General features: G+C 68.0%; 13 protein-coding genes. 7 read left to right on the top strand and 6 right to left on the bottom strand.

The window, feature by feature from the left end; genetic code table 11:
• The first annotated feature begins 4 nt into the window (after positions 1–4).
• From tssH to tagF, 7 genes are all read left to right on the top strand, one after another.
• Positions 5–2,617 carry a type VI secretion system ATPase TssH gene (gene tssH, locus BG61_RS15235; RefSeq protein WP_035938914.1) on the top strand — a complete coding sequence of 871 codons (2,613 nt, stop codon included), beginning with the start codon at positions 5–7 and terminating at the stop codon, positions 2,615–2,617.
• Complete coding sequence (locus BG61_RS15240; protein WP_035938912.1) at positions 2,604–4,580, top strand: type VI secretion system Vgr family protein; 1,977 nt, start codon at positions 2,604–2,606, stop codon at positions 4,578–4,580. The genes tssH and BG61_RS15240 overlap by 14 nt, the downstream gene beginning before the upstream one ends.
• Before the next feature lie 33 nt (positions 4,581–4,613).
• Entirely contained in the window at positions 4,614–6,509 is a 1,896-nt protein-coding gene (tagH, locus tag BG61_RS15245; protein ID WP_081868076.1) for a type VI secretion system-associated FHA domain protein TagH, read from the top strand.
• An 83-nt stretch (positions 6,510–6,592) separates the two neighbouring features.
• On the top strand, positions 6,593–7,927 hold the full coding sequence (gene tssK, locus BG61_RS15250; RefSeq protein ID WP_035938907.1) for a type VI secretion system baseplate subunit TssK: 1,335 nt from the start codon (positions 6,593–6,595) through the stop codon (positions 7,925–7,927).
• Between the two features lie 21 nt (positions 7,928–7,948).
• Positions 7,949–9,271, top strand: a complete 1,323-nt coding sequence (tssL, locus tag BG61_RS15255; RefSeq protein WP_035938906.1) for a type VI secretion system protein TssL, long form — start codon at positions 7,949–7,951, stop codon at positions 9,269–9,271.
• A complete protein-coding gene (gene tssM, locus BG61_RS15260; RefSeq protein WP_035938904.1) occupies positions 9,268–12,825 on the top strand; it encodes a type VI secretion system membrane subunit TssM in 3,558 nt (1,185 codons plus the stop codon). The genes tssL and tssM overlap by 4 nt, the downstream gene beginning before the upstream one ends.
• 14 nt (positions 12,826–12,839) lie before the next feature.
• On the top strand, positions 12,840–13,376 hold the full coding sequence (tagF, locus tag BG61_RS15265) for a type VI secretion system-associated protein TagF (protein ID WP_051672547.1): 537 nt from the start codon (positions 12,840–12,842) through the stop codon (positions 13,374–13,376).
• Here tagF and BG61_RS15270 read toward each other — a convergent pair.
• The 6 genes from BG61_RS15270 to BG61_RS15295 form a co-directional block, all read right to left on the bottom strand.
• Entirely contained in the window at positions 13,365–14,756 is a 1,392-nt protein-coding gene (locus BG61_RS15270; RefSeq protein WP_051672548.1) for a serine/threonine-protein kinase, read from the bottom strand. The genes tagF and BG61_RS15270 overlap by 12 nt on opposite strands.
• Positions 14,757–16,220: 1,464 nt before the next feature.
• Complete coding sequence (locus BG61_RS15275; RefSeq protein ID WP_035938901.1) at positions 16,221–17,105, bottom strand: c-type heme family protein; 885 nt, start codon at positions 17,103–17,105, stop codon at positions 16,221–16,223.
• A 2-nt stretch (positions 17,106–17,107) separates the two neighbouring features.
• Complete coding sequence (locus BG61_RS15280; RefSeq protein WP_035938899.1) at positions 17,108–18,049, bottom strand: hypothetical protein; 942 nt, start codon at positions 18,047–18,049, stop codon at positions 17,108–17,110.
• 106 nt (positions 18,050–18,155) lie between these two features.
• Positions 18,156–19,079, bottom strand: coding sequence for an anti-sigma factor family protein (locus tag BG61_RS15285; protein WP_035938897.1), 924 nt, complete (start codon positions 19,077–19,079; stop codon positions 18,156–18,158).
• Positions 19,076–19,624 carry an RNA polymerase sigma factor gene (locus tag BG61_RS15290; RefSeq protein ID WP_035938894.1) on the bottom strand — a complete coding sequence of 183 codons (549 nt, stop codon included), beginning with the start codon at positions 19,622–19,624 and terminating at the stop codon, positions 19,076–19,078. The genes BG61_RS15285 and BG61_RS15290 overlap by 4 nt, the downstream gene beginning before the upstream one ends.
• Before the next feature lie 142 nt (positions 19,625–19,766).
• Positions 19,767–20,792, bottom strand: coding sequence for a catalase family peroxidase (locus tag BG61_RS15295; RefSeq protein ID WP_169743304.1), 1,026 nt, complete (start codon positions 20,790–20,792; stop codon positions 19,767–19,769).
• Positions 20,793–21,110 lie beyond the last annotated feature (318 nt).

Consider the following 21,110-nt stretch of genomic DNA (forward strand, 5'->3'; position numbering starts at 1 on the left):
GACCATGGCCGAAGTCAGCCGTGCCGTGATGTTCGGCAAGCTCGATACGCTCGCCTTTCGCGCGATGGAAAGCGCCACGACGTTCTGCCGCCTGCGCGGCAATCCCTACGTGGAGATCGCGCACTGGCTGCATCAGTTGCTCCAGTTGCCGGATTCGGACCTGCATCGCGTGATCCGGCATTTCGAGATCGAGCCAGCGAGGCTCGCGCGCGATCTGACCGAAGCGCTCGATCGCCTGCCGCGTGGCTCGACGTCGATCACGGACATCTCCTCGCAGCTCGAAGAAGCCGTGGAACGCGGCTACGTGTACGGGTCATTGCTGTTCGACGCGCCGCGCGTGCGTACCGCGCACGTGCTGGTCGGCGTGCTGAAGACGACGGCGTTGCGCAACGCGTGGCGCGGCATTTCGCGCGAGTTCGACAAGATCGCCGTGGATGAACTCGTCGATGCATTCGCAACGCTGACGAAGGGCTCGCCCGAGGAACCGCAGCCGGGCGCGAAGGCCGAAGCGGCGTCCGCGCCGCCTTCCACGCAGGCCGCACTCGAACGCTTCACCGTCGATCTCACTGAACAGGCGCGCTCGGGCGCGCTCGATCCGATCGTCGGACGCGACGAGGAGATCCGCCAGGTGATCGACATCCTCATGCGCCGCCGCCAGAACAACCCGCTGCTCACGGGCGAAGCGGGCGTCGGCAAGACAGCCGTGGTGGAAGGGCTCGCGCAGCGCATCGTCGCGGGCGAGGTGCCGCCCGCGTTGCGCAACGTCACGCTGCGCACGCTCGACGTCGCGCTGCTGCAGGCGGGCGCGGGCGTGAAGGGCGAGTTCGAGACGCGGCTGCGCCAGGTGCTGGAGGAAGTGCAGAACGCGGAGCGCCCGGTGATCCTTTTCATCGACGAAGCGCATACGCTCGTCGGCGCGGGCGGCAACGCGGGCACGGGCGATGCCGCGAACCTGCTCAAGCCGGCGCTCGCGCGCGGCACGGTGCGCACGGTGGCGGCCACGACGTGGTCGGAGTACCGGCGGCACATCGAGAAGGACCCGGCGCTCACGCGGCGCTTTCAGGTGGTGCAGGTGAGCGAGCCCGACGAGGCGCGGGCGATCACGATGATGCGCGGCATCGTCGCGGCGCTGGAGAAGCATCATGGCGTGCAGGTCTTCGACGAGGCGATCGAGGCGGCCGTGCGGCTCTCGCATCGCTATATCCCGGCGCGGCAGTTGCCGGACAAGTCGGTGAGCCTGCTCGATACGGCGTGCGCGCGCGTCGCGGTGAGCCAGCACGCCACGCCGCCCGCCGTCGACGACGCGCAAAAGCGGATCGCGGCGCTTCGCATCGAACTCGACGTGATCGGCCGCGAGCATGCGATCGGCGTCGACACGGCGGCGCGCCACGAGGCGGCGTCGAAGGCGCTCGACGAGGAAACGCAGCGGCTCGCCGCGCTCGAGGCGCGCTGGACGCGCGAGCGCGAGCTGGTGAAGGCCGTGCTGGAGCACCGCGCGAAGCTGATGCATGACACGCCGGCCGCGGACGTCAACCCGGACCTCGACGCGTTGCGCGCGCTGCAGCAGGAACTCGCCGACGCGCAGGGCGACGCGCCGCTGATCCTCGCGGGCGTCGACCGGCAGGCGGTCGCGGCGGTCGTGCAGGACTGGACGGGCGTCCCCGTCCTGCGGATGGTGAAGAACGAAGCCGACAGCGTGCTGCGGCTCGCGGAGAACCTCGACAGGCGCATCGTCGGCCAGGGCCACGCCACCGCGATGATCGCGCGGCGCATCCAGACTTCGCGCGCGGGCCTCGACAATCCCGACAAGCCGGTCGGCGTGTTCCTGCTCGCGGGCACCTCGGGCGTCGGCAAGACGGAGACCGCGCTCGCGCTCGCCGAGCAGCTTTACGGCGGCGAGCAGAACCTCATCACGATCAACATGAGCGAGTATCAGGAGGCGCATACGGTGTCGCTGCTCAAGGGCGCGCCGCCGGGATACGTGGGCTTCGGCGAGGGCGGCGTGCTGACCGAGGCGGTGCGGCGGCGGCCCTACAGCGTCGTGCTGCTGGACGAGGTGGAGAAGGCGCACCCGGACGTGCACGAACTCTTCTTCCAGGTCTTCGACAAGGGCTGGATGGAGGACAGCGAAGGCCGCTCGATCGACTTTCGCAACACGCTGATCCTGCTCACGACGAACGCGGGCACTGACTGCATCGCGGCGCTCTGCCGCGATCCGCAGAACATGCCGCCGATGGAAACCATCGAGCGCGAACTGCACGCGGCGCTCCTCGACACCTTCCCGCCGGCGCTGCTCGGGCGCATGGTGACCATTCCGTACTATCCGCTCTCGGACGCGATGCTGCGCGCGATCATCCGCCTGCAGCTCGGCCGCATCCAGGCGCGCGTTACGCGCTCGCACCGTGTGCCGTTCACCTACGACGAGGAAGCGGTCGGCCTGATCGCCGCGCGCTGCACGCGGCTCGACAGCGGCGCCCGCATGATCGACGCGATCCTGACCAACAGCCTCCTGCCGCGCGTGAGCACGGAGTTCCTCACGCGCGTGATGGCGGGAACGACGATGTCGAAGGTGCATGTCGGCGTAGAGGGCGAGGAGTTCACGTATGCCTTCGAGTAACACGCGGCATGTCCGGCTCGACTGCGCGGCGCTCGGCGACACGGCCGTGCTGCTCACCCTCACGGGCAGCGAGGCGCTCGGCCGCATGAGCGAGTTCGAGATCGCGTTCCTGAGCCCGCGCAACGACATCGATCCGGCAGCGGTGCTCGGCCAGGAGGCGTCGGTCACGCTCGACTATCCGGCGGGCGGTGAGCGCCAGTTCAACGGCATCGTCACGACACTGCGCCTCATCGTGCCCGGCGACACGACCCGCAACCGCCTCGCGCGCTATCAGGCGACCGTGCATCCGCGCCTCTGGCTGCTTACGCAGGCGTCGCACCGGCGCTTCTTCTATCAGCGCACGGTGCCGCAGATCGTCGCGAGCGTATTCGAAGACTACGGCATCGATTTTCGCAACGCGTGCACCGCGACCTATGCCGCGATCGAGCATTGCGCGCAGCATCGCGAGACCGATTTCGATTTCGTGAGCCGCCTGCTCGAACGCGAGGGCATCCACTATCTGTTCGAGTATTCGCTCGGCAAGCACACGCTCGTGCTCGCCGATTCGAACGCGGCGCACCGGCCCATCGAGCACTACGAGAGCGTGCCCTATCAGGCGTGGGACGAGCCCGATCAGGACGAGGAGTGCGTCTACCGGTGGGTGTCGGGCGCGACGCTGCAGACGGGCCGCTACGAAGTGAACGACTACGACTTCGAGAAGGCGTCGGTGAGCAACCAGCAGGGGCTCGTCGCCCGCGCGACGCGTGCCGCGCCGTACGACGCGCCGCGCTACGTGATGCAGGAGCATCTGACGGGCCACGTCAAGGCGGCCGACGGCGAGCGGTTCGCGCGCGCGGGCGTCGAGATCAGCCAGACGCGCAACGAGACGATCGACGGCTTTGCGACCGCGCGCGGCATCGCGGCGGGCGGCCTGTTCCGGCTCGCCGATCATCCGGCCGCGGCGCAGAGCCGGCAATACCTCGTGACCGCGGCACGCTTCGAGGTGTTCTCGGATGCGTACGTTTCGTCGAGCGATCCGTCGCGGCGCCTCTTCGACTGCTCGTTCACCGCGATTCGCTCCGACAACAGCTTCCGCCCCGAGCGCACGACGCCGGTGCCGCGCGTGGCCGGTCCGCAGACCGCCGTGGTGGTCGGTCCCGACGGCGACGAGATCCTCACCGACAAGTACGGCCGCGTGAAGGTGCAGTTCCATTGGGAGCAGCTCGCGCCGTCGGCGGCGGGCGAGCGGCTGAACCGCTGCTGGGTGCGCGTCGCGCAGAGCTGGGCGAACAAGCGCTGGGGCGCGATGCACCTGCCGCGCATCGGCCAGGAAGTGCTCGTGGAGTTCATCGAAGGCGATCCGGACCGCCCGGTGATCACGGGCGCGGTCTACAACTCCACCAACATGCCGCCGTACGAGCTGCCCGCCAACGCGGCGGTATCGACGGTGAAGAGCAATTCGACCAAGGGCGGCAACGGCTACAACGAAATGCGCTTCGACGACCGCAAGGGCGACGAGCAACTGTTCTTCCACGCCGAGCGCGATCACGAAACGTGGGTCAGGCACGACGCGCTGATGAACGTCGGCCACGAGCGGCACTTGAGCGTCGAGGGCGACGAGTTCGTCGAGACGAAGGGCGCGCGCAACGACACCGTCAGGGGCAGCAGCACGCAGAGCGTGGCGGGCAGCGTGTCGAACGCGACGATGCGCAATCACGACCAGTACGTCGGCACGGAGTATTCGCTCGGCGTCGGGATGGCCGCGCACGTCAAGGCGGGCATGACCGTGGTGATCGAGGCGGGCGTGAGCATCGCGCTGCGCGCGGGCACGTCGTACATCCTGATCGGGCCGGAGACCATCGAGATGTCGAGCTTTCCGATCCCGCTCGTGCCCGGCCCGCCGGTGGTGCCCGTCAATGTCCCGCCCGCGCCGCCGAAGCCGCCGCGCGATGCCGACGACGGCACGCGCCATGTCGCGAAGTAAGCCACCTAACGTTTTGATGTCGAGGAGCAACGCATGTCAGTGAATCGTTCCCTGACCCTCATGGTCAACGGAGAAGCCGCGCCGCGCCGCATCGCCGTGGGCGCCGGGGGCGCGACGCTCGGCCGCGCGGCGGACTGCACGGTCGCGCTGCCGGACGGGCAGCGCGCGATCTCGCGCGTGCAGGCGCGCATCGAGTGGCGGGAAGGGGCGTGCGTGCTCGTCGATCTCGGCAGCAATCCGACGCTCGTGAACGCTCGCGTGCTCGATGCGTCGCGCGAGGCGGTGCTGCGCGACGGCGATCGCATCACGATCGGCGCGTATTCGATCGACGTGGCGTTCGAGGGCGCGGAAGACGTGCTCGCGGGCGCGTCCGCCGGGCATGACGCGCAGCGTCCGGCCGATGCGTTTGCCTTGCCGCTCTCGTCGGGCGACACGGCTGCCGAATACATGCGCAAGGCGCCCGAACGTCAACCGCGCGCGAGCCCCGCGATGCAGCCGCCAGGAGCCGCCACGCCCGCCGACGCGCCGCTGATCCCCCCGCTCATCCCGCCCGACTGGGACGCCGATCCCGAGCCGCCGCGAAACGTGGCGCAGAACGCGCTGCAAAATGCGCCGCAGGGCGATGCGCGTTTCCTGCCCGATCCGCTCGCCGCGGTCCCGCTGCTGCGCGATGCGCCGCCCTCGGGCATCGACGCGAATCAGGCGCTCATCGCCGCGCTCGGCAGCGGCGACGGGCCGCTCGGCATGCCGCGCCCGGCGGTGTCGTCGCGCGAGGGGCAGTCCGCGTTCGATCACCTGTCGCCGGAGCGCGCGTTTTCCGCCATGCCGCAGATGAAATCCGCGCCGGCGCAACCCGCATCCGCGGCGCCGCCGCGTCCGCAGGCCTTCATCCCCGACGACTACGACGCGCTCGCATCGCATGCGCAGGCAGCGCCGGATCATGCGGACACCGTCGAGGTTCGCGCGGCGGGGAAGACGGCGGCGGACGGCCCGGGGCCGCAAGCGCAGTTCACGGCGGTGGAACCGTCGTCGCCCGCGGCTTTTGGCGAAGGCATGCAGGGCGCGATTCGCGGACCGTCGCGCAAGGCTTCCGTCGAGCGATCGCCGCAAGCGGATGATGAAGGCGCGCACGAGACGCGGCAGGAGCCACCGCATGAGACGAGCGAAGCGGTATGGCCGCAAGCGCCGCAACATCCTGTCGATGCCGCGCCGGAACCGTCGTTTGCGCCCTCGCAACCGCACGTTGCAGCGACGCCGCAGGAGCCGCCCGCGAAACCCGCACGCGATGGCAGCGCCAACGCCAACACCAACACGACAGCTACCCTCGACCCCGTCCTGGCCGCGCTGCTCGAAGGGCTGGGCCTCGACCCGAGGCAGGTCGATCCGCGCCCCGCGCCGGAGCTTGCCCGCCTGATCGGCGCGATGCTGCGCGAGGCTACGCAGGGCGCGATGACGGCGCTGCGCTCGCGCTCGACGGCGAAGCACGAGACGCGCATCGCGATGACGATGATCGAGTCGCGCGACAACAACCCGCTCAAGTTTTTCCCCGACGCCGGCAGCGCGCTCGCGCAGATGCTGGGCCGCCCGAGCGCGGGCTACCTTGCGCCCGAGGAAGCGCTGCGCGGCGCGTTTCGCGATCTGCAGGCCCACGAGCTGGCGGTCCTCGCCGGGATGCGCGCGGCGCTTGCGCACGCGCTCGCGGATATCGCGCCCGGGCGCATCGAACAGAAGCTGCCGCCCGCGGGGCGCCTCGAAGCGGTGCTGTCGAACCGTCACGCGCGGCTCTGGAACCAGTTCGTCGCGACCTGGGAGGACACGCTGCGCCACGCGGGCGACGACTTCCAGCAGGTCTTCGGCGAGCCGTTCAGCCGCGCGTATCAGGCGCAGCTCGACGCGTTGAGCGGCGCGCTGAACGAGCCCGAGCGCTGACGCGCCGTCCGCACGCCACCAGAGCAAGCACACCCCCACGCGCGCCGTCGCGCCAATGCCACGCACAAAGAAGCGAAGGAATCATGTACTGGAACAGCAAGGTCATCTGGTCGGAAGGCATGTTCTTGCAGCCGCAGCATCTGCAGCAGCACGACCGCCACCTTGAGACGCAGCTCGAAGCGCGCGCCGCGGGTCTGCGCCCGTATGGCTGGGGTTTCACGTCGATCGAGATCGACGACGCGCTGCTCAAGCTCGGCAAGCTCGGCCTGCGCCGCGCAAGCGGGGTGCTGCCCGACGGCACGCCGTTCGATCTCCCCGCCGACGACGATCTGCCCGCGCCGCTAGACATTCCCGAAGGCACCGCGAACCTGCTCGTCGTGCTCGCGCTGCCGCTGCGCCGCCCGGGCGCGCCCGAGTCGGGCGGGCAGGAGACGCGCGACAATCTCGCGCGCTATCGTGCGGCCGATTTCGAGGCGCACGACAGCAACGACCCCGATGCCGCGGGCGCGCTCCTGCAGGTCGGCAAGCTGCGCCTCTCGCTTGCGCTCGAACCGGATGTCGCGCATGCGCATGCGACAGCCGGCGTCGCGCGCGTGGTCGAGCGGCTCGCCGACTCGCGCGTCGTGCTCGACGAGGACTATTGCCCGCCGTGTCTCGACTACAAGGTCGCGGACCGGCTCGCGCGCTTCGCCACGGAACTCAACGGCCTGCTTCAGCAGCGCGGCGAAGCGCTCGCCGCGCGCCTCGCGCAGCCCGAGGCGGCGGGCACGGCCGAAATCGCGGACTTTCTCCTGCTTCAGACGGTGAACCGCGCGCAGCCGCTCGTCGCGCATTTCGAAGCGATGACGGGCTGCCATCCCGAGACGTTCTTCCAGTCGGCGATTCAGCTGGCCGGCGATCTCTCGACGTTCAGCCAGCGCGAGCGGCGCGCGCCGGTCTTTCCGGTGTATCGCCACGACCGGCTGAAGGAGACGTTCATGCCCGTCATCGACGCGTTGCGCGCGGCGCTTGCCCGCGTCGCCGATCCGACCGTCGTGCCGATTCCGCTGGAGGAGCGCCGCTACGGGCTGCGCGTCGCGCAGGTGGGCGACCGTTCGCTCTTCACCAACGCCACCTTTGTGCTCGCCGTGCGCGCGCAGGTGCCCACCGAGACGATCCTGTCCGCGTTCGGCGCGCAGGTGAAGATCGGCGCGATCGAGCGCATCCGCGATCTCGTGAACCTGCAGCTGCCGGGCATCGGCCTGCGCGCGCTGCCGGTCGCGCCGCGCCAGTTGCCGTTCTATGCCGGCTACGTCTATTTCGAACTCGATGACCGCAACGAGGGCTGGCAGGCATTGCAGGCTTCGGCGGGCATGGCGCTGCACGTCGCCGGCGAATTCCCGGGGCTCGTCATGGAGTGCTGGGCGATTCGCCGCTGACCCGCCTGAGGCTCAAGCCAAATGACCAACGATACCAACGAAGCCAGCCGCGAGCCGGAATTTCTCGACGCCGCGCAGACCATCCGCATCCCGACGCCCGGCGCGCGCCGCGAGGAGAGCGCGCGCGCGAGTCCGGCCGCCGCCGCGCTGCCGCCGCTCGACGCGAACCTGCCGGGGCGCAACCGGCTCCTGCGCGCGGCCAATCCGCTGCTTGAAATCGCACTGCCGCTGCGGCGCCTCACGAGCCATCCCGACCTCGATTCGCTGCGCGAGCAGCTCGTGCAGATGGTGCGCACGTTCGAGCGCAACGGCCGCGCGCTCGGCGTGCCCGATGCGCAGCTCGGCCCCGCGCGCTACTGCCTCTGCACGTTCATCGACGAGGCGATCGCCGCGACGCCGTGGGGCGCGGGCGTGTGGGGCCGGCGCAGCCTGCTCGTCACGTTTCACAACGAGGCCTCGGGCGGGGAGCGCGTGTTCGGCCTGCTGCAGCGTCTCGCGCAGACGCCCGCCGCCGACGTCGATCTGCTCGAACTGATCTACGTGATGCTGTCGCTCGGTTTCGACGGGCGCTACCGGCTGATCGACGGCGGGCGCACGCAGCTCGAAACGATCCGCGAGCGGCTCGAGCAGCTGATCCGCGCGCAGCGCACGCCGCTCGAGCGTGCGCTCTCGCCGCACTGGCAGCCCGCGCCGCGCGAGCGCAAGCGCCTGTTCCAGTTCGTGCCGCTGTGGGTCGCGCTCGCCGCCGCGGCGTTCCTGCTGGTGACGGCGAGCCTCGTGCTGAGCCTGCGCATCAACGACTTCTCCGATCCGGTGTTCGCCTCGCTGCGGCAGATTCGCGTCGCGCCGGGAGAGGCGCTGGCGTCGAAGGTGAATGCGGCGCCCAAGCTCGCGGCGTCGCTCGCGGGCTTTCTCGCCCCGGAGGTGGCGCAGGGGCTCGTGACGGTCACGGAGGCGCCGGACCGCACCACCGTCACGATCAACAGCACGGCCAACGGCGCGCAGTTCTTCGCCTCGGGCAGCGCGGACATCGATCCGCGCTTCAATCCGCTGATGCAGCGCATCGCAGAGGCGCTGCAGGACAAGCCCGGCAACATCGTGGTGGTCGGGCACACCGACAACCAGCGCATTCTCTCGGCGCGGTTTCCGTCGAACGTGGTGCTGTCGCAGGCGCGCGCCGACACCGTGCGCGCGTTTCTCGCGGCGCGGCTCGCGTCGCCCGCGCGCCTGAGTTCCGAAGGACGCGGCGACACCGAGCCGATCGCGCCGAACGACACGCCGCAGGACCGCGCGAAGAACCGTCGCGTGGACATTGTCATTCTCTCGCCTGGAGCGGCGTCATGAAGTGGATCAGTGCATTGAGAAGACCGGTCGCGATGACCTTCTACGGCGCGCTCGCGCTTGCGTTCGTGCTGTGGTTCGAAGGGCCGCTGCTCGCGTTCGACGGCCACGCGCCGCTCGCGAGCGAGGCGAGCCGCTGGGTGCTGATCGCGCTCGTCTTCGCCGTCTGGGGGCTCTACTGGGGCGGGCGCTGGCTTAGGACGCGGCTCGCGAGTTCGAACTTCGTGCGCAGTCTCGTCGCGAATGCGGCAGCGGGAAGCCGCGAGCCGGACGAAGGGCAGAAGGCCGCGGAAGGCGATCTCGCGATCCTGCGCACGCGTTTCGAGGAGGCGCTGAAGACGCTGCGCCGCGCGGGCGCGGTGAAGGACCCGGCGAGGGACGGCAAGAAGGATTTCAGGTCGCGCTGGCTCGACTTCGGCCGGCAGACCATCTACGACCTGCCGTGGTACATGTTCGTCGGCGCGCCGGGCGCCGGGAAGACGACGGCGCTCGTGCATTCGGGGCTGAACTTTCCGCTCGCGGACCGGCTCGGCGCGCAGGCGGTCGGCGGCGTCGGCGGAACGCGCCACTGCGACTGGTGGTTCACCGACGACGCCGTGCTGCTCGACACCGCCGGGCGCTTCACGACGCAGGACAGCCATCGAGCGGCCGACCGCAGCGCGTGGCTCGGCTTCCTTCAGATGCTGCGCAAGTACCGCAGGCGCCGGCCGCTGAACGGCGTGATGGTCGTGGTCTCCGCGCTGGACCTGCTCCAGCAGAACGACGCCGCCCGCGCCGCGCATGCCGCGGCCGTGCGCGAGCGGCTGCGCGAGCTGAACACGCAGCTCGGCATGCGGCTGCCGGTCTACATGATCGTGACGAAGAGCGACATGCTGGCGGGCTTCACCGAATTCTTCGACGACCTCGGCCGCGACGAGCGCGAGCAGGTCTGGGGCGTGACGTTTCCGTACGGCGAGGACGTCGCATCGGACGAACGCTGGACGCCGCTCGGGCGCTTTCCCGCCGAGTTCGGCCTTCTGCACGAGCAGTTGCAGAACCGCGTGATGCAGCGCATGCAGCAGGAAACCGACGTGCGCCGCCGCTCGCTGATCTATTCGTTCCCCCAGCAGTTCGCGGGCCTGGAGGCGCCGCTCGCGCGCTTTCTCGAAGACGCCTTCAGCGACTCGCGCTTCGACAGCGCGTCGCTCCTGCGCGGCGTGTACTTCACGAGCGGCACGCAGAACGGCCGCCCGCTCGACCGCATGATGAGCTCGGTGGCCGCGGCGCTCGGCCTGCAGCGCGAAGTGCTCCTGCAGGACGCCGCGAGCGGCCGCGCGTACTTCGTCAAGCGGCTGATGCGCGACGTGATCTTCGAGGAAGCGGGGCTCGCGCTCGGCAACCAGCGTGTCGAGCGGCGGCGCGCGCGGTTCCAGAAGATCGCGATCGCGGCGGTCGGCGTGCTGCTCGTGGCGGGGCTCATCGGGCTCTTCGTGAGCGACCGCGCGAACCGGCGCTTCGTCGAGGAGAGCCGCCAGCAGATCGCGGTCGTGCAGAAGCTCGCCGCGCAGATTCCGCGCAACGACGATCCGCTCGCGCTGCTGCCGCTGCTCGACGCCGCCCGCGACCTGCCCGGCGGCGAGGCGGATCAGCGCGCGCACGGCTCGCCGTGGTGGGCGAAGTTCGGCCTCGATCAGCGCGAGAAGCTCGGCGGCGAGTCGCGGCGGGTGTACCGGCGGCTGCTTCAGCAGACCTTGCTGCCGATCGTCGTCGAGCGCATCGAGGACGAGCTGCGCCGCGGCGACGCGAGCGATGCCGCGCACGAATACGAGGTGCTGCGCGCGTACCTGATGCTCGGCGAGCCCGCTCACTTCGACGCCGGCGCGCTCATCGGCTGGACCATGCGTGACTGGCTGCGCGGCCCGTTGCAGAGCGCGAGCGACATCCAGCGCGCCGAGCTGAACCAGCATCTCGCCGCGCTGTTGGAGCCCGGCGAATTCGATTCGAACCTGCCGCTCGACCAGAGCCTGATCGCGAAGGCGCGCGCCGCGCTCGACCGCGTGCCGCTCGCGCAGCGCCTCTCGGGCCGCATCCAGGAGCAGCTGTTTCAGTTGAAGCTGCCGGCGTTCTCGGTGGCAAAGGCCGCCGGGCCCAACGGCGTGCTCGTGTTCGTGCGCAAGAGCGGACAGCCGCTCACGCGCGGCGTGGACGGCGCGTACACGCGGGCCGGCTTTCAGGAGTTCGTGCGGCTGCGCGAGATCGCGCTTGCCAACGTGAGCAAGGACGACTGGGTGCTCGGCCGCGCGCAGACGAAGCCGGGCGCCGCCGCGACCGACGAGTTGCGCGGCGCGCTCACGCAGCTCTATGCCGACGAGATGATCCGGCAGTGGGACGCACTTCTCAACGACGTCGGCGTGGTGCCGTTCTCGGCGCCCGATCAGGGCGCGCGCATCGCGAACCTGCTTGGCGCCGCGAAGTCGCCGCTGCGCGACCTGATCCAGGCGGCCGCGCGCGAGACGACGCTCGCACCGGCCACCCCCGCCGATACCGGCAAGCTCGACGAGCTGAAGAAGAGCCTCGGCGCGAAGCTCGGGCAGCCGGCGGCTGCCGCGCAGGCGGCGCCGGACACCGATCCTGTCGACGTGCATTTTCAGGCGCTGCACGATCTCGCGGGCGCGTCGCTCGACGAGCCGATCGCCGCGCTCAAGGACGCCGCCGCCACGCTCGAAGCCACTGACTCCGCGCGCAAGCAGTCGCTGCCGCCGCCGCCCACCGCCTCGCTCGACAAGCTGAAGCTGCTCGCGCAGGGCGCACCCGCGCCGCTCGCATCGGTGCTCGACGGCGTCGCGGGCAACGCGGATTCGTCGCGCGTTCGAGGCGAGCACGCGCGCCTTTCCGCGATGTGGGCCGCGAGCGTCGCGCCGCTGTGCCGGCAGGCGCTCGACGGCCGCTATCCGTTCGTGCGCGCGTCGGCGCGCGACGCCACGGCCGACGACTTTGCCCGCGTCCTCGCGCCCGGCGGCCTGATCGACGACTTCTTCCAGAAGAACCTGCAGAACAGTGTCGACATGACCGGCGCGCAATGGCGCTGGCGTCCGGAGGGGCGTTCGCTCGGCATTTCCGACGACGTGCTCGCGCAGTTCCAGCGTGCCGCGCAGATTCGCGACGCGATGTTTCGCGACGGCGGACGCGACATCTCGGTGCGCTTCTCCGCGAAGATGCTGACGCTCGATCCTTCGGTGAAGCGCTTCGTGCTCGATATCGACGGCCAGCAGCTCGTCGCGACCCGCGACGCGACGGCCGCCGCCACCGCGTTCCAGTGGCAGGGCGGCAAGGGCGCCGGGCAGGCGCATGTCGAGATCGATCCGCCTCTCGCAGCGGGTGGAACGCCCGCAGCGAGCGGTCCGTGGGCGCTGCTGCGTCTCATTGACTCCGCGCGCCTCGAGCAGACCGGCCAGCCGGACCGCTTTCGCGTGTCGTTCGGCGGCGGTGAGGCGTTGATCGAGATCGACGCCAACAGCGTCGTGAACCCGTTCCGCCCGGGGCTCCTCGACCGCTTTCGCTGTCCGCTGCAACTGTGAGCGCAGGAGCGAAGATGGGCTACTACGGCAAGGTGCGCACGCATGGGGATTTCGTCACGCGCGGCTTTTCGCCGGCCTTCGTCGCGCGCTGGGACGACTGGCTTCAGCGCGGCATGGTCGCGGCGCGCGGGCGGCTCGGCGACGCGTGGCTCTCGCATTACCTCGTGATGCCGGTGTGGTGTTTCGCGCTCGGCGCGGGTGTCGTCGACGAGCACGCGTATGCCGGTGTGCTGAGCCCGGGGCTCGATGCGGTCGGGCGCTACTTTCCGTTTGCGATCGCCGCGCGCATCGACGACGGTGCCGTGCCTTCGCGCGCGTGGTACGGGGCGGCCGCAGACCTCGCGCTGTCCACGCTGCGAGGCGAGTTCGCGCTCGCCGGATTCGATGCGCGGATCGAGCAGTTTGCGTGCGATCCCGTGGAGGGTGATCGCGCAAAGCCGCGGTACGCTGCTCAATGGTGGCGGCTCGACGCGTCGCAGCGGCTCTCTTGCGACCGGCTCGATTCGGAACTGTTCGCGCGGCTGCTCGTCGAGACGGATTCAGTCGGCTGAGAGTCCCAGCTCGCGGCGCAGGGCTGCCTTGTCCTTCTCGTCGGGCACGGCGTCCACGAGGCGCAGGTAGAAGGTGCCCGCGTCGTTCGTCCTGCTCGCCGCGCGCGACGCGACGATGCGTGCGATCGGGCCGACGTAGGCCGCGAGCCGCCGCGTGGCGTCGTCGACGAGCGCCGTGTCGAGCGTGACAGCGGACGCGCCGCCTTCGACCGGCCCCGCGTGGCCCGCGAGCAGCGCGTCGAACTCGCGGCGGGCGACGTCGTCGGGAAAGTGCGCGGCGAGCTGCGCCGAAAGCGCCTGCGAGTCGCCCGCCTGGGCGGCCGCGCGTCGCACGAGCACCGTCGCCATCGGGCCGACGTGGCTCGCGAGGCGCTGCTCCAGCCGCGCGAGCAGTTCGGGCGGCCATTGCATCGAGGCTGCTTGCGCATCCGCCTGCGGCAGTTCGAAGGCCGGGGCCGGCTCGGTCATCGTGACGATGGTGCGGTCGATGTCGTCGGCGTCGTCGGCGTGTTGCATCGTATCGATGAGGGCGATGAGCGCCGCGCGCCATTGCGACGCTGAAGCGAAGCGGTCTTCGCGGCGCTTGGCGAGCGCTTTCAGTACCATCGCGTCGAGCGCGGGCGGGAGGTCGGGCGCGAGTCCGGACGGCGCGCCCGGCATGTCGTTCAGCACCTGGCGCATGACGACGGCCGGCGTGCCGGTGAACGGACACGCGCCCGTCAGCATTTCATATAGGACGACGCCTGCCGAGAACAGGTCGGCGCGGGCGTCGACGGCCTCGCCGGTGAACTGTTCCGGCGACATGTAGCTCGGCGTGCCGATCAGCGTGCCGGCCTGCGTGTGGTGCGACGTGTCGAGCTGCGCGATGCCGAAGTCGGTGATCTTGCATTCGCCGCGTTGCGCGATCAGCAGGTTGGCGGGTTTGATGTCGCGGTGGATGACGCCTGCGTCGTGCGCGTAGCTGAGTGCGTCGAGCAGTTGCGCGAACCAGCCGAGTACGCGTGCGGGCGCCATGCGCGTGGCCGCGCGGCGGTGCTGCGCGAGACGCGCGGCGAGGCTTTCGCCGCGCACGTACTCCATCGTGATGTAGGCGGTGTCGCCGGTGTCGCCGTAGTCGTAGACGGACACGATGTGCGGATGGACGAGTCTTCCCGCTGCGCGCGCCTCGTTGAGAAAGCGCGAGGTCAGGTCGTGGGCGGGGGCGGCGGCCGCTTCGTCGGGGTTTGCGTTCAGCAGCTCGGAGCGGATCGTTTTGAGCGCGACCTCGCGCTGGATGTGTGGATCGAACGCCAGATAGACCACGCCCATGGCGCCGCGGCCGAGCACGCGGTCGATGCGGTAACGGCCTAGCGTTTGCGGTGTTTCTTCGTTCTTCAGCACGGGGGCGCTCCTTGCGTCGCTGCTCGGGTTTGTGGATTTACAGCGTTTGATGTTTTTGCGCTTCTATGAAACTTGCATTGATATTGGTTTATTTGCTTCGCCCCTGTGCGGGGCAGCAGTCACACAGGGATGTCGCTAGCGCTTGGGTTGGGCGGTTGTAGAACCGTCTGATGCGCTTGCGCTCCTATGAAACTTGTATTGGCTTTGGTTTATTAGCTTCGCCCCTGTGCGGGGCAGCAGTCACTTTCTTTGCTGCTGCAAAGAAAGTAACCAAAGAAAGCAGCTTTTCAGTCATGCGGTGTTAGGACGTGACCACGCTTGATTCCTTCCGAGTGGCCCGACCGTAGGAGTGTCGCCCTCGCATAGTTAAGGGGCTTGGTACGCGGACCCACTGCGTCGTCGCGCCGCTAAACGAAGTGGTAAGGCAGTCATTCATCCGTCCTCGCTTCGCTCCGACGCGCGGTTCAACACAACCCAATCTCTTCGCTTGCGGCGGCGTGCATCCAAAGCGCTTCGCTACGTAAGATGCTTTGCAATTTCGCCGACCATGCCTTGCCACCCGACTTACCATTCGTCGGGCACGCAGTGCCAAGACGGATGAATGACTGCCTTACCACTTCGTTCGAAGGTGCGAGGACGCAGTGGGTCCGCGTACCAATTCGCCCGACCCACAGAGGTGGACACTCCAACGGCCGAGCCACTCTGAAAGACTCAAACGTGGTCACGTCCTGACACCGCTGAGCCCATAGCTGCTTTCTTTGGTTACTTTCTTTGCAGCAGCAAAGAAAGTGACTGCTGCCCCGCACAGGGGCGAAGCTAATAGACCAAGAACAATGCAAGTTTCATAGAAGCGCAAGCGCATCAGACGGTTCAACGAACAACCGCCCAACCCAAGCGCCAGCGGCATGCCTGTGCAAAGAAAGTGACTGCCGCCCCGCACAGGGGCGAAGCTTATAAACCAAAGCCAATACAAGTTTCATAGAAGCGCAAGCGCATCAGACGGTTCAACGAACAACCGCCCAACCCAAGCGCCAGCGGCATGCCTGTGCAAAGAAAGTGACTGCCGCCCCGCACAGGGGCGAAGCTTATAAACCAAAGCCAATACAAGTTTCATAGAAGCGCAAGCGCATCAGACGGTTCAACGAACAACCGCCCAACCCAAGCGCCAGCGGCATGCCTGTGCAAAGAAAGTGACTGCCGCCCCGCACAGGGGCGAAGCTTATAAACCAAAGCCAATACAAGTTTCATAGAAGCGCAAGCACATCAGACGGTTCAACGAACAACCGCCCAACCCAAGCGCCAGCGGCATGCCTGTGCAAAGAAAGTGACTGCCGCCCCGCACAGGGGCGAAGCTAATAGACCGACAAGAAAACAAGTTCCATAGAAGCGCAAGCGCATCAAACGGTTCAAAAAACACTAAACCCAAGCGCCAGCGACATCCCACGACGTAGTGAAAACCCCCCCTTACCGCGCTTCATCAAGAATCTTGAACGCCTCGACGAGACTCGTCCGCATGCGCCCGAACGAAACAGCGAGTGAAGCGATCTCATCGCCACCCTGCGTGGGCAACGCAGTCCCGTCGAGCTTGCCGAGACTCATCTCGTCGGCTGCGCGCGAGAGCGACTGAATCCGCCGCGTGATCAGAAAATGCACCATCACGTTCAGCACCACGAGCACCACAGCAAACACCGCCGTCAACGAAATCATGAACGTGCGCCACACGGCGCGCCCGCGCTCGATCGGCTGCGCCATCGGCACCGATACGAACTCCGCCCCGATCACCTCGTTCATCGTCCAGCCGAAGCCGTTCGCGGAACCGTACTTGTCGATCATCGTGCGCGGGGCAGCCGCCGGCGTGCTGTGGCACTGCATGCACGCGGCATCGGTGATGCGGCTCGGGCGCGCGAGAAAGAGCGTGCGGCCCGCAGGAGCATCACGCTGGCCCGTCATCTCCTTCAACTGCGGGTTGTCGTGCAGATGCGCGATCACATCGGCTTCCCAGTCGGTCGGGCGATCACGCGGGTTGGTCGGATTCACCATCGTCGACTTGTACGAGAAGTTCGGAAACTGCGTCTGCAGCATGTTCAGCATCTCGATCGCGGAGAACGCGGGTATCGATTCGGGCACAAACTCGTACTTGATCTGCGTGGCGAGCAGCGGCGTGATGTGCTGCGCCGTGTAGCGCTGCATCGATCCGGCTGCGGTGATCAGCACGTCGGCGTCGTGGCGCGTCTGCTCGAGCGCTTCCTGTTGCAGCACGCGATCGGCGACGATGCCCGCAGCCGTCAGCCCGATGGCGAAGATGGCAAGGAACACGAGGTTGAACTTGACGGCGACTGACAGTTTCATGGCTATCTGGCGGTGAAGTGCGACGCGCGCTGCATGCGCGGACGCGGCGGATACAGAAGCACGCGCCACTCGGTGAGCGCCGCGAGGTTGCGGTCGATGTCGCGGCGAAACGCGGCATCGGAAAGACGGGAACGAAAGCGCGTGGCAAAGCGCGTGTCGGCCCGCGTGCGCACGGGCAGTGCGCTCGCAAGCCATGCCGAGACGTCGTCGTAGGTCACGGCGCGCGGCGGGTTCGCGGGCTTGTCTTGAACGGGCGCCCGCTGCGCGGCGGGAAGCGGGCGCAGCGCGTCGCGAAACGCGACCGGCATGTCGGCAAGAAACGCACTCGACGGACGCGGCGCCACCTTGACCGCTGCGCCCGCACTCTGCGAGGCGAACTGGCCCTGCGGGAGGCCCGTGCGCACCGGCGCGGGGCCGCCGCTCACGCGTGACAGCAACTGGCTCGTGCCGCTTTCGCTGAAGATCATGTCGGTGTCGCCCTGCGTGGATGGCGCACTGGAGCGCAGGGCGGCGACGATGATCGAGGCGTCGTCGCCGAGCAGCGTCACGCCGAGCGACGTCTCGACGACAGGCTTGAGGCATGGCGCGCCGCTGCACGCGTGCGCGAGCTTGACCCAGCCGTCGAGCAGCGATACGCGCGCATTGCGCTCGAGCAGCACGCGCGTTTGCGCGCCGAGCGCGAGGAGGTTGCCCGCGTCGTCCTGAATCTGCACGATGCCATGCGAAGCCGTTTCGACGATATCCGCATTGCCGAGGCGCTGCCCGGCGCCCGCCTGATAGAGGCTCGCGTCGTGAATGACGGTGACGGGCGCGTCGGCCTGCACCACGGACCAGTCCGCGTGCGCGAACGAAGGCGCGAGGGAGGACACGATGGTGATGCACAGCGCGACGAGCCACGAGGGCGGGCGCGGCGTTTGCCGGACGGATCGGATGCGTGATGTCATGCTCTTGGCTGAAGTGTCAGGCGGGCCGCGTTGAACACGGCACGCTCAATTGACACAACAGCCCGGCACGAGGATTTATTCCTTAATGCCGCGAGAGAGCGGAAGCTCAGCCCGAGAAAGCCTTGCGCGCGAGGGTTGCCTCGCTGAAGATCGAACCGACGCGGCTGTCGGAAATCTGCTTCGCGAGGGCGGGCAGATCGACGTTGCCGGGCGCGCCGATGAGCGCATAGCTCAGCTCGGCCTGCCGCCAGGTCACGACGTCCATCTTGTCGACGCGCTGCTGCGCGATGGTCTGATCCGGCTTGACGTCCTTCATCACGCAAAGCGCGACGGGGTCGCCCTGGGCCGGCAAGTAGACGATCTGCACGAGCGGCTTGTTGTTGAAACGCAACCGCTGCACGCCCTTGAACGTGAGGCCCGCCGCGCGCAGATCGGGAATCCGCAGCGCGAGGCCGTCGGTGCGGCGGATCTGGTCGACGGTCTTCGCGGAGAGGTCGGTGTCGGGCTCGATCTGCGCGACGGTGTCGCGCGTATAGAGCTGCTGATAGTTCGCCGCCGCGCGCACCCAGGGCGATGCGCCCATCGTGGCCGATGCGAGCGTTGCACCGTTCGCGCCGATGCCGGGCGCGACGCCCGGCGCGAGCCGCAGAATCGCGCCTCCGCATACCACGCCCGCCACGAACGCGACCGCGAGCCATGCCGGCGCGTTGCGCAGGCGCGAGCGAATCGGTGCGGAAGGGGGCAGGTGCACGCCGTGCTTCAGCACGGCGTCGTTGGCGCTCGCCGGCGACGGTTGACCCGCCTGTGCCGCGCGCGCCAGTTCCTCAATTTTTTTCGTCAGGCTTTCAGGAACCGGAGGCAGCGTCTGGTTCGCGAATGCCTGGCGATACGGTAAGCGCGAGGCCTTCAGCAGCGCCACGCGTTCCGCCAGCTCGGGTGAGACGTCGATCTCTCGCTCGACTTCCTCACGCTCCTGCGGCGGCAGCTCTCCGTCCACGTACGCCATTAGCTGGATATCGTCCGTTTTCATGAGACGGAACCCTTGTCTTTAGCCCTTGATTTCATTTTATGGTCTTCTCGCCCGTCAAACAGTGCGCCGATCGCCTGCCGCGCGCGCGACAGGCGGCTCATGATCGTGCCGATAGGCACGTTCAACGCCTCGGCAGCTTCGTTATAGCTCAGTCCCTCGACGGCTACCAATAGCATAACCACGCGTTGCGCTTCCGGCAATCGCTGTACGGCGCTCACGATCTGCTGATTCATGACGTCTTCCTCAGGAGTGCGCGCGGCGGGATCGGCCACCGTTTCGAGGAAATCGTCGTCCCAGTCCATGCTGGAGCGGTTGCGCACGCTGCGCGCGCGCAGTTCGTTGATCCACGTTGAATGGACGATCGAGAACATCCAGCTGAGCGGGGCCGTGTCGGGCCGCAACTGATGCGCGCGTTCCAGCGCGCGCACGCAGGCACGCTGCACGAGGTCTTCTGCGTCGTGCTGATCGCCGGAGATGCGTAGCGCGAACGCCCACAATCTCGGCAACATTTCAGGGAGCATGCTGGACAAGTCTGCGCCGGTCATCGACGGAGTTCCTCGCGTGGAGTCGCATAGCTATGGTCGGGTGATACTGCAAGAAAAGTGCAGGCGCGCGGCGCCGTTGCTAAACCGCAATCACGAATCTTAGCGTTGTTCATAAAGCTTTGCCCAAGCGGATGCGTGGGAACTAATTCCTTCCGGCCGTAAAACGCGCTTCCTCGCGCGTGCGCCTGTTGAACGAAACCGCATAGGTCGACGAACGGGCTGCAAGCAGCGGATCGCTCGACGGCGCGATGCCGGCGGGAAGGATCAGCGGATCGAAGCTGATGTTGCGGCACGGCCCGTCGATCTGCGACTGCGCGTGATCGATCACGACCGTGCCCGCATCCACGCGCTCGCGGTCGCGCTCCGCGGGCCACAGGCGCGTGGAATCGTCGACCGGATCGCCCGGCTGCGCCACCGAGATCATCAGATGCCAGCGGATCGGCCAGCGCGCGAGGCGGCTCACCAGGTCGTGCGCGAGAAAATCCGCATCGCGTGCCGCGTCTTCCCTGACCGGCTCATACGGCGTTTCGGGCACGACGCTCCAGCGCACGTATCGCGCGTTCCCGTTCGCGTCGGTGAAGCGAAACGCGTTGATCGAATAATACGTTGCGTTGTCGAAACCGGATGCAGGCGGATGCGTCTCGATATAGGAATGAAAGGCTCTCGTTTCCGGATGTTTCTTCAGGAATGCGTCCATCTTGAGGGGATTCAGACGGCCGGTGCGTGCGTCGCGCTCGCTTGCGGCAAGTTGCTCGTACAGCGCTTCGGGCGTTCGCACTGCGAAGATCGGCGCCGAATTCATCGCGGTGCGCCATTGCTCGCCGTCCGGCAGCGAGAAGCTGAGCGCGAAGCTGCGCACCATCGCGCGCTCGTCCGCCTCGGTCGGGTCGCTGCCCGGCGCCGACAGGCGGCCCATCACCGGATACACGCCCGCCTTGAACACGCTCGCCTTCGAAAGCGCCGCACCGGCGCCGTTGCTCTCGAAGCGCCCGGTCACGCAGATGCCCTTCGCATGATTGCGGCGAAAGCCGGGATGCACGCCGCTCATGCCTTCGAAGCCGTCGACGATCCGCTGCGGCGTGAGCCGCTGCGAGAACCAGCCGGCCGTCCACGCGAACGCGCCCACCACGCAGGCGAGCGTGGCGGCGATGAACGCGTATCGGAGCATCAGGTGTGTACCACGTGGTGAAGTGGCCGGGCGTGCTTGCGTGTGCTTGGACTTCATCTCGACGACAATGCGGGTCAGGGCAACCTGCGAAGCCCCATTATAGGCGTCATGTCATATTTGAACATTTTCGAATGCTAACGGAATAATCTGGCTTCTGAAGTGTATGCCGCGGGTCGCGAAACTCGCAGCGTGCGGGCGAGGGGGAACGGGCGGACGGGTATCCTATGCGAATGCGGCCTGCCTGGACGAGCCGGGGGGCATCTCCGATGCGGCCCCATGGAAGGCGGGGCGGGACGAATCGATAACAGTCGTGAGGAC

The sequence above is a fragment of the Caballeronia glathei genome (genome assembly GCF_000698595.1).
Classification (GTDB): domain Bacteria; phylum Pseudomonadota; class Gammaproteobacteria; order Burkholderiales; family Burkholderiaceae; genus Caballeronia; species Caballeronia glathei.

What these genes read in the sequence shown, in the direction of transcription:
- tssH (WP_035938914.1), top strand. Translation starts at nt 5, where the DNA reads ATGGCCGAAGTCAGCCGTGCCGTGATGTTCGGCAAGCTCGATACGCTC.
- BG61_RS15240 (WP_035938912.1), top strand. Translation starts at nt 2,604, where the DNA reads ATGCCTTCGAGTAACACGCGGCATGTCCGGCTCGACTGCGCGGCGCTC.
- tagH (WP_081868076.1), top strand. Translation starts at nt 4,614, where the DNA reads ATGTCAGTGAATCGTTCCCTGACCCTCATGGTCAACGGAGAAGCCGCG.
- tssK (WP_035938907.1), top strand. Translation starts at nt 6,593, where the DNA reads ATGTACTGGAACAGCAAGGTCATCTGGTCGGAAGGCATGTTCTTGCAG.
- tssL (WP_035938906.1), top strand. Translation starts at nt 7,949, where the DNA reads ATGACCAACGATACCAACGAAGCCAGCCGCGAGCCGGAATTTCTCGAC.
- tssM (WP_035938904.1), top strand. Translation starts at nt 9,268, where the DNA reads ATGAAGTGGATCAGTGCATTGAGAAGACCGGTCGCGATGACCTTCTAC.
- tagF (WP_051672547.1), top strand. Translation starts at nt 12,840, where the DNA reads ATGGGCTACTACGGCAAGGTGCGCACGCATGGGGATTTCGTCACGCGC.
- BG61_RS15275 (WP_035938901.1), bottom strand. Translation starts at nt 17,105, where the DNA reads ATGAAACTGTCAGTCGCCGTCAAGTTCAACCTCGTGTTCCTTGCCATC.
- BG61_RS15280 (WP_035938899.1), bottom strand. Translation starts at nt 18,049, where the DNA reads ATGACATCACGCATCCGATCCGTCCGGCAAACGCCGCGCCCGCCCTCG.
- BG61_RS15285 (WP_035938897.1), bottom strand. Translation starts at nt 19,079, where the DNA reads ATGAAAACGGACGATATCCAGCTAATGGCGTACGTGGACGGAGAGCTG.
- BG61_RS15290 (WP_035938894.1), bottom strand. Translation starts at nt 19,624, where the DNA reads ATGACCGGCGCAGACTTGTCCAGCATGCTCCCTGAAATGTTGCCGAGA.
- BG61_RS15295 (WP_169743304.1), bottom strand. Translation starts at nt 20,792, where the DNA reads ATGCTCCGATACGCGTTCATCGCCGCCACGCTCGCCTGCGTGGTGGGC.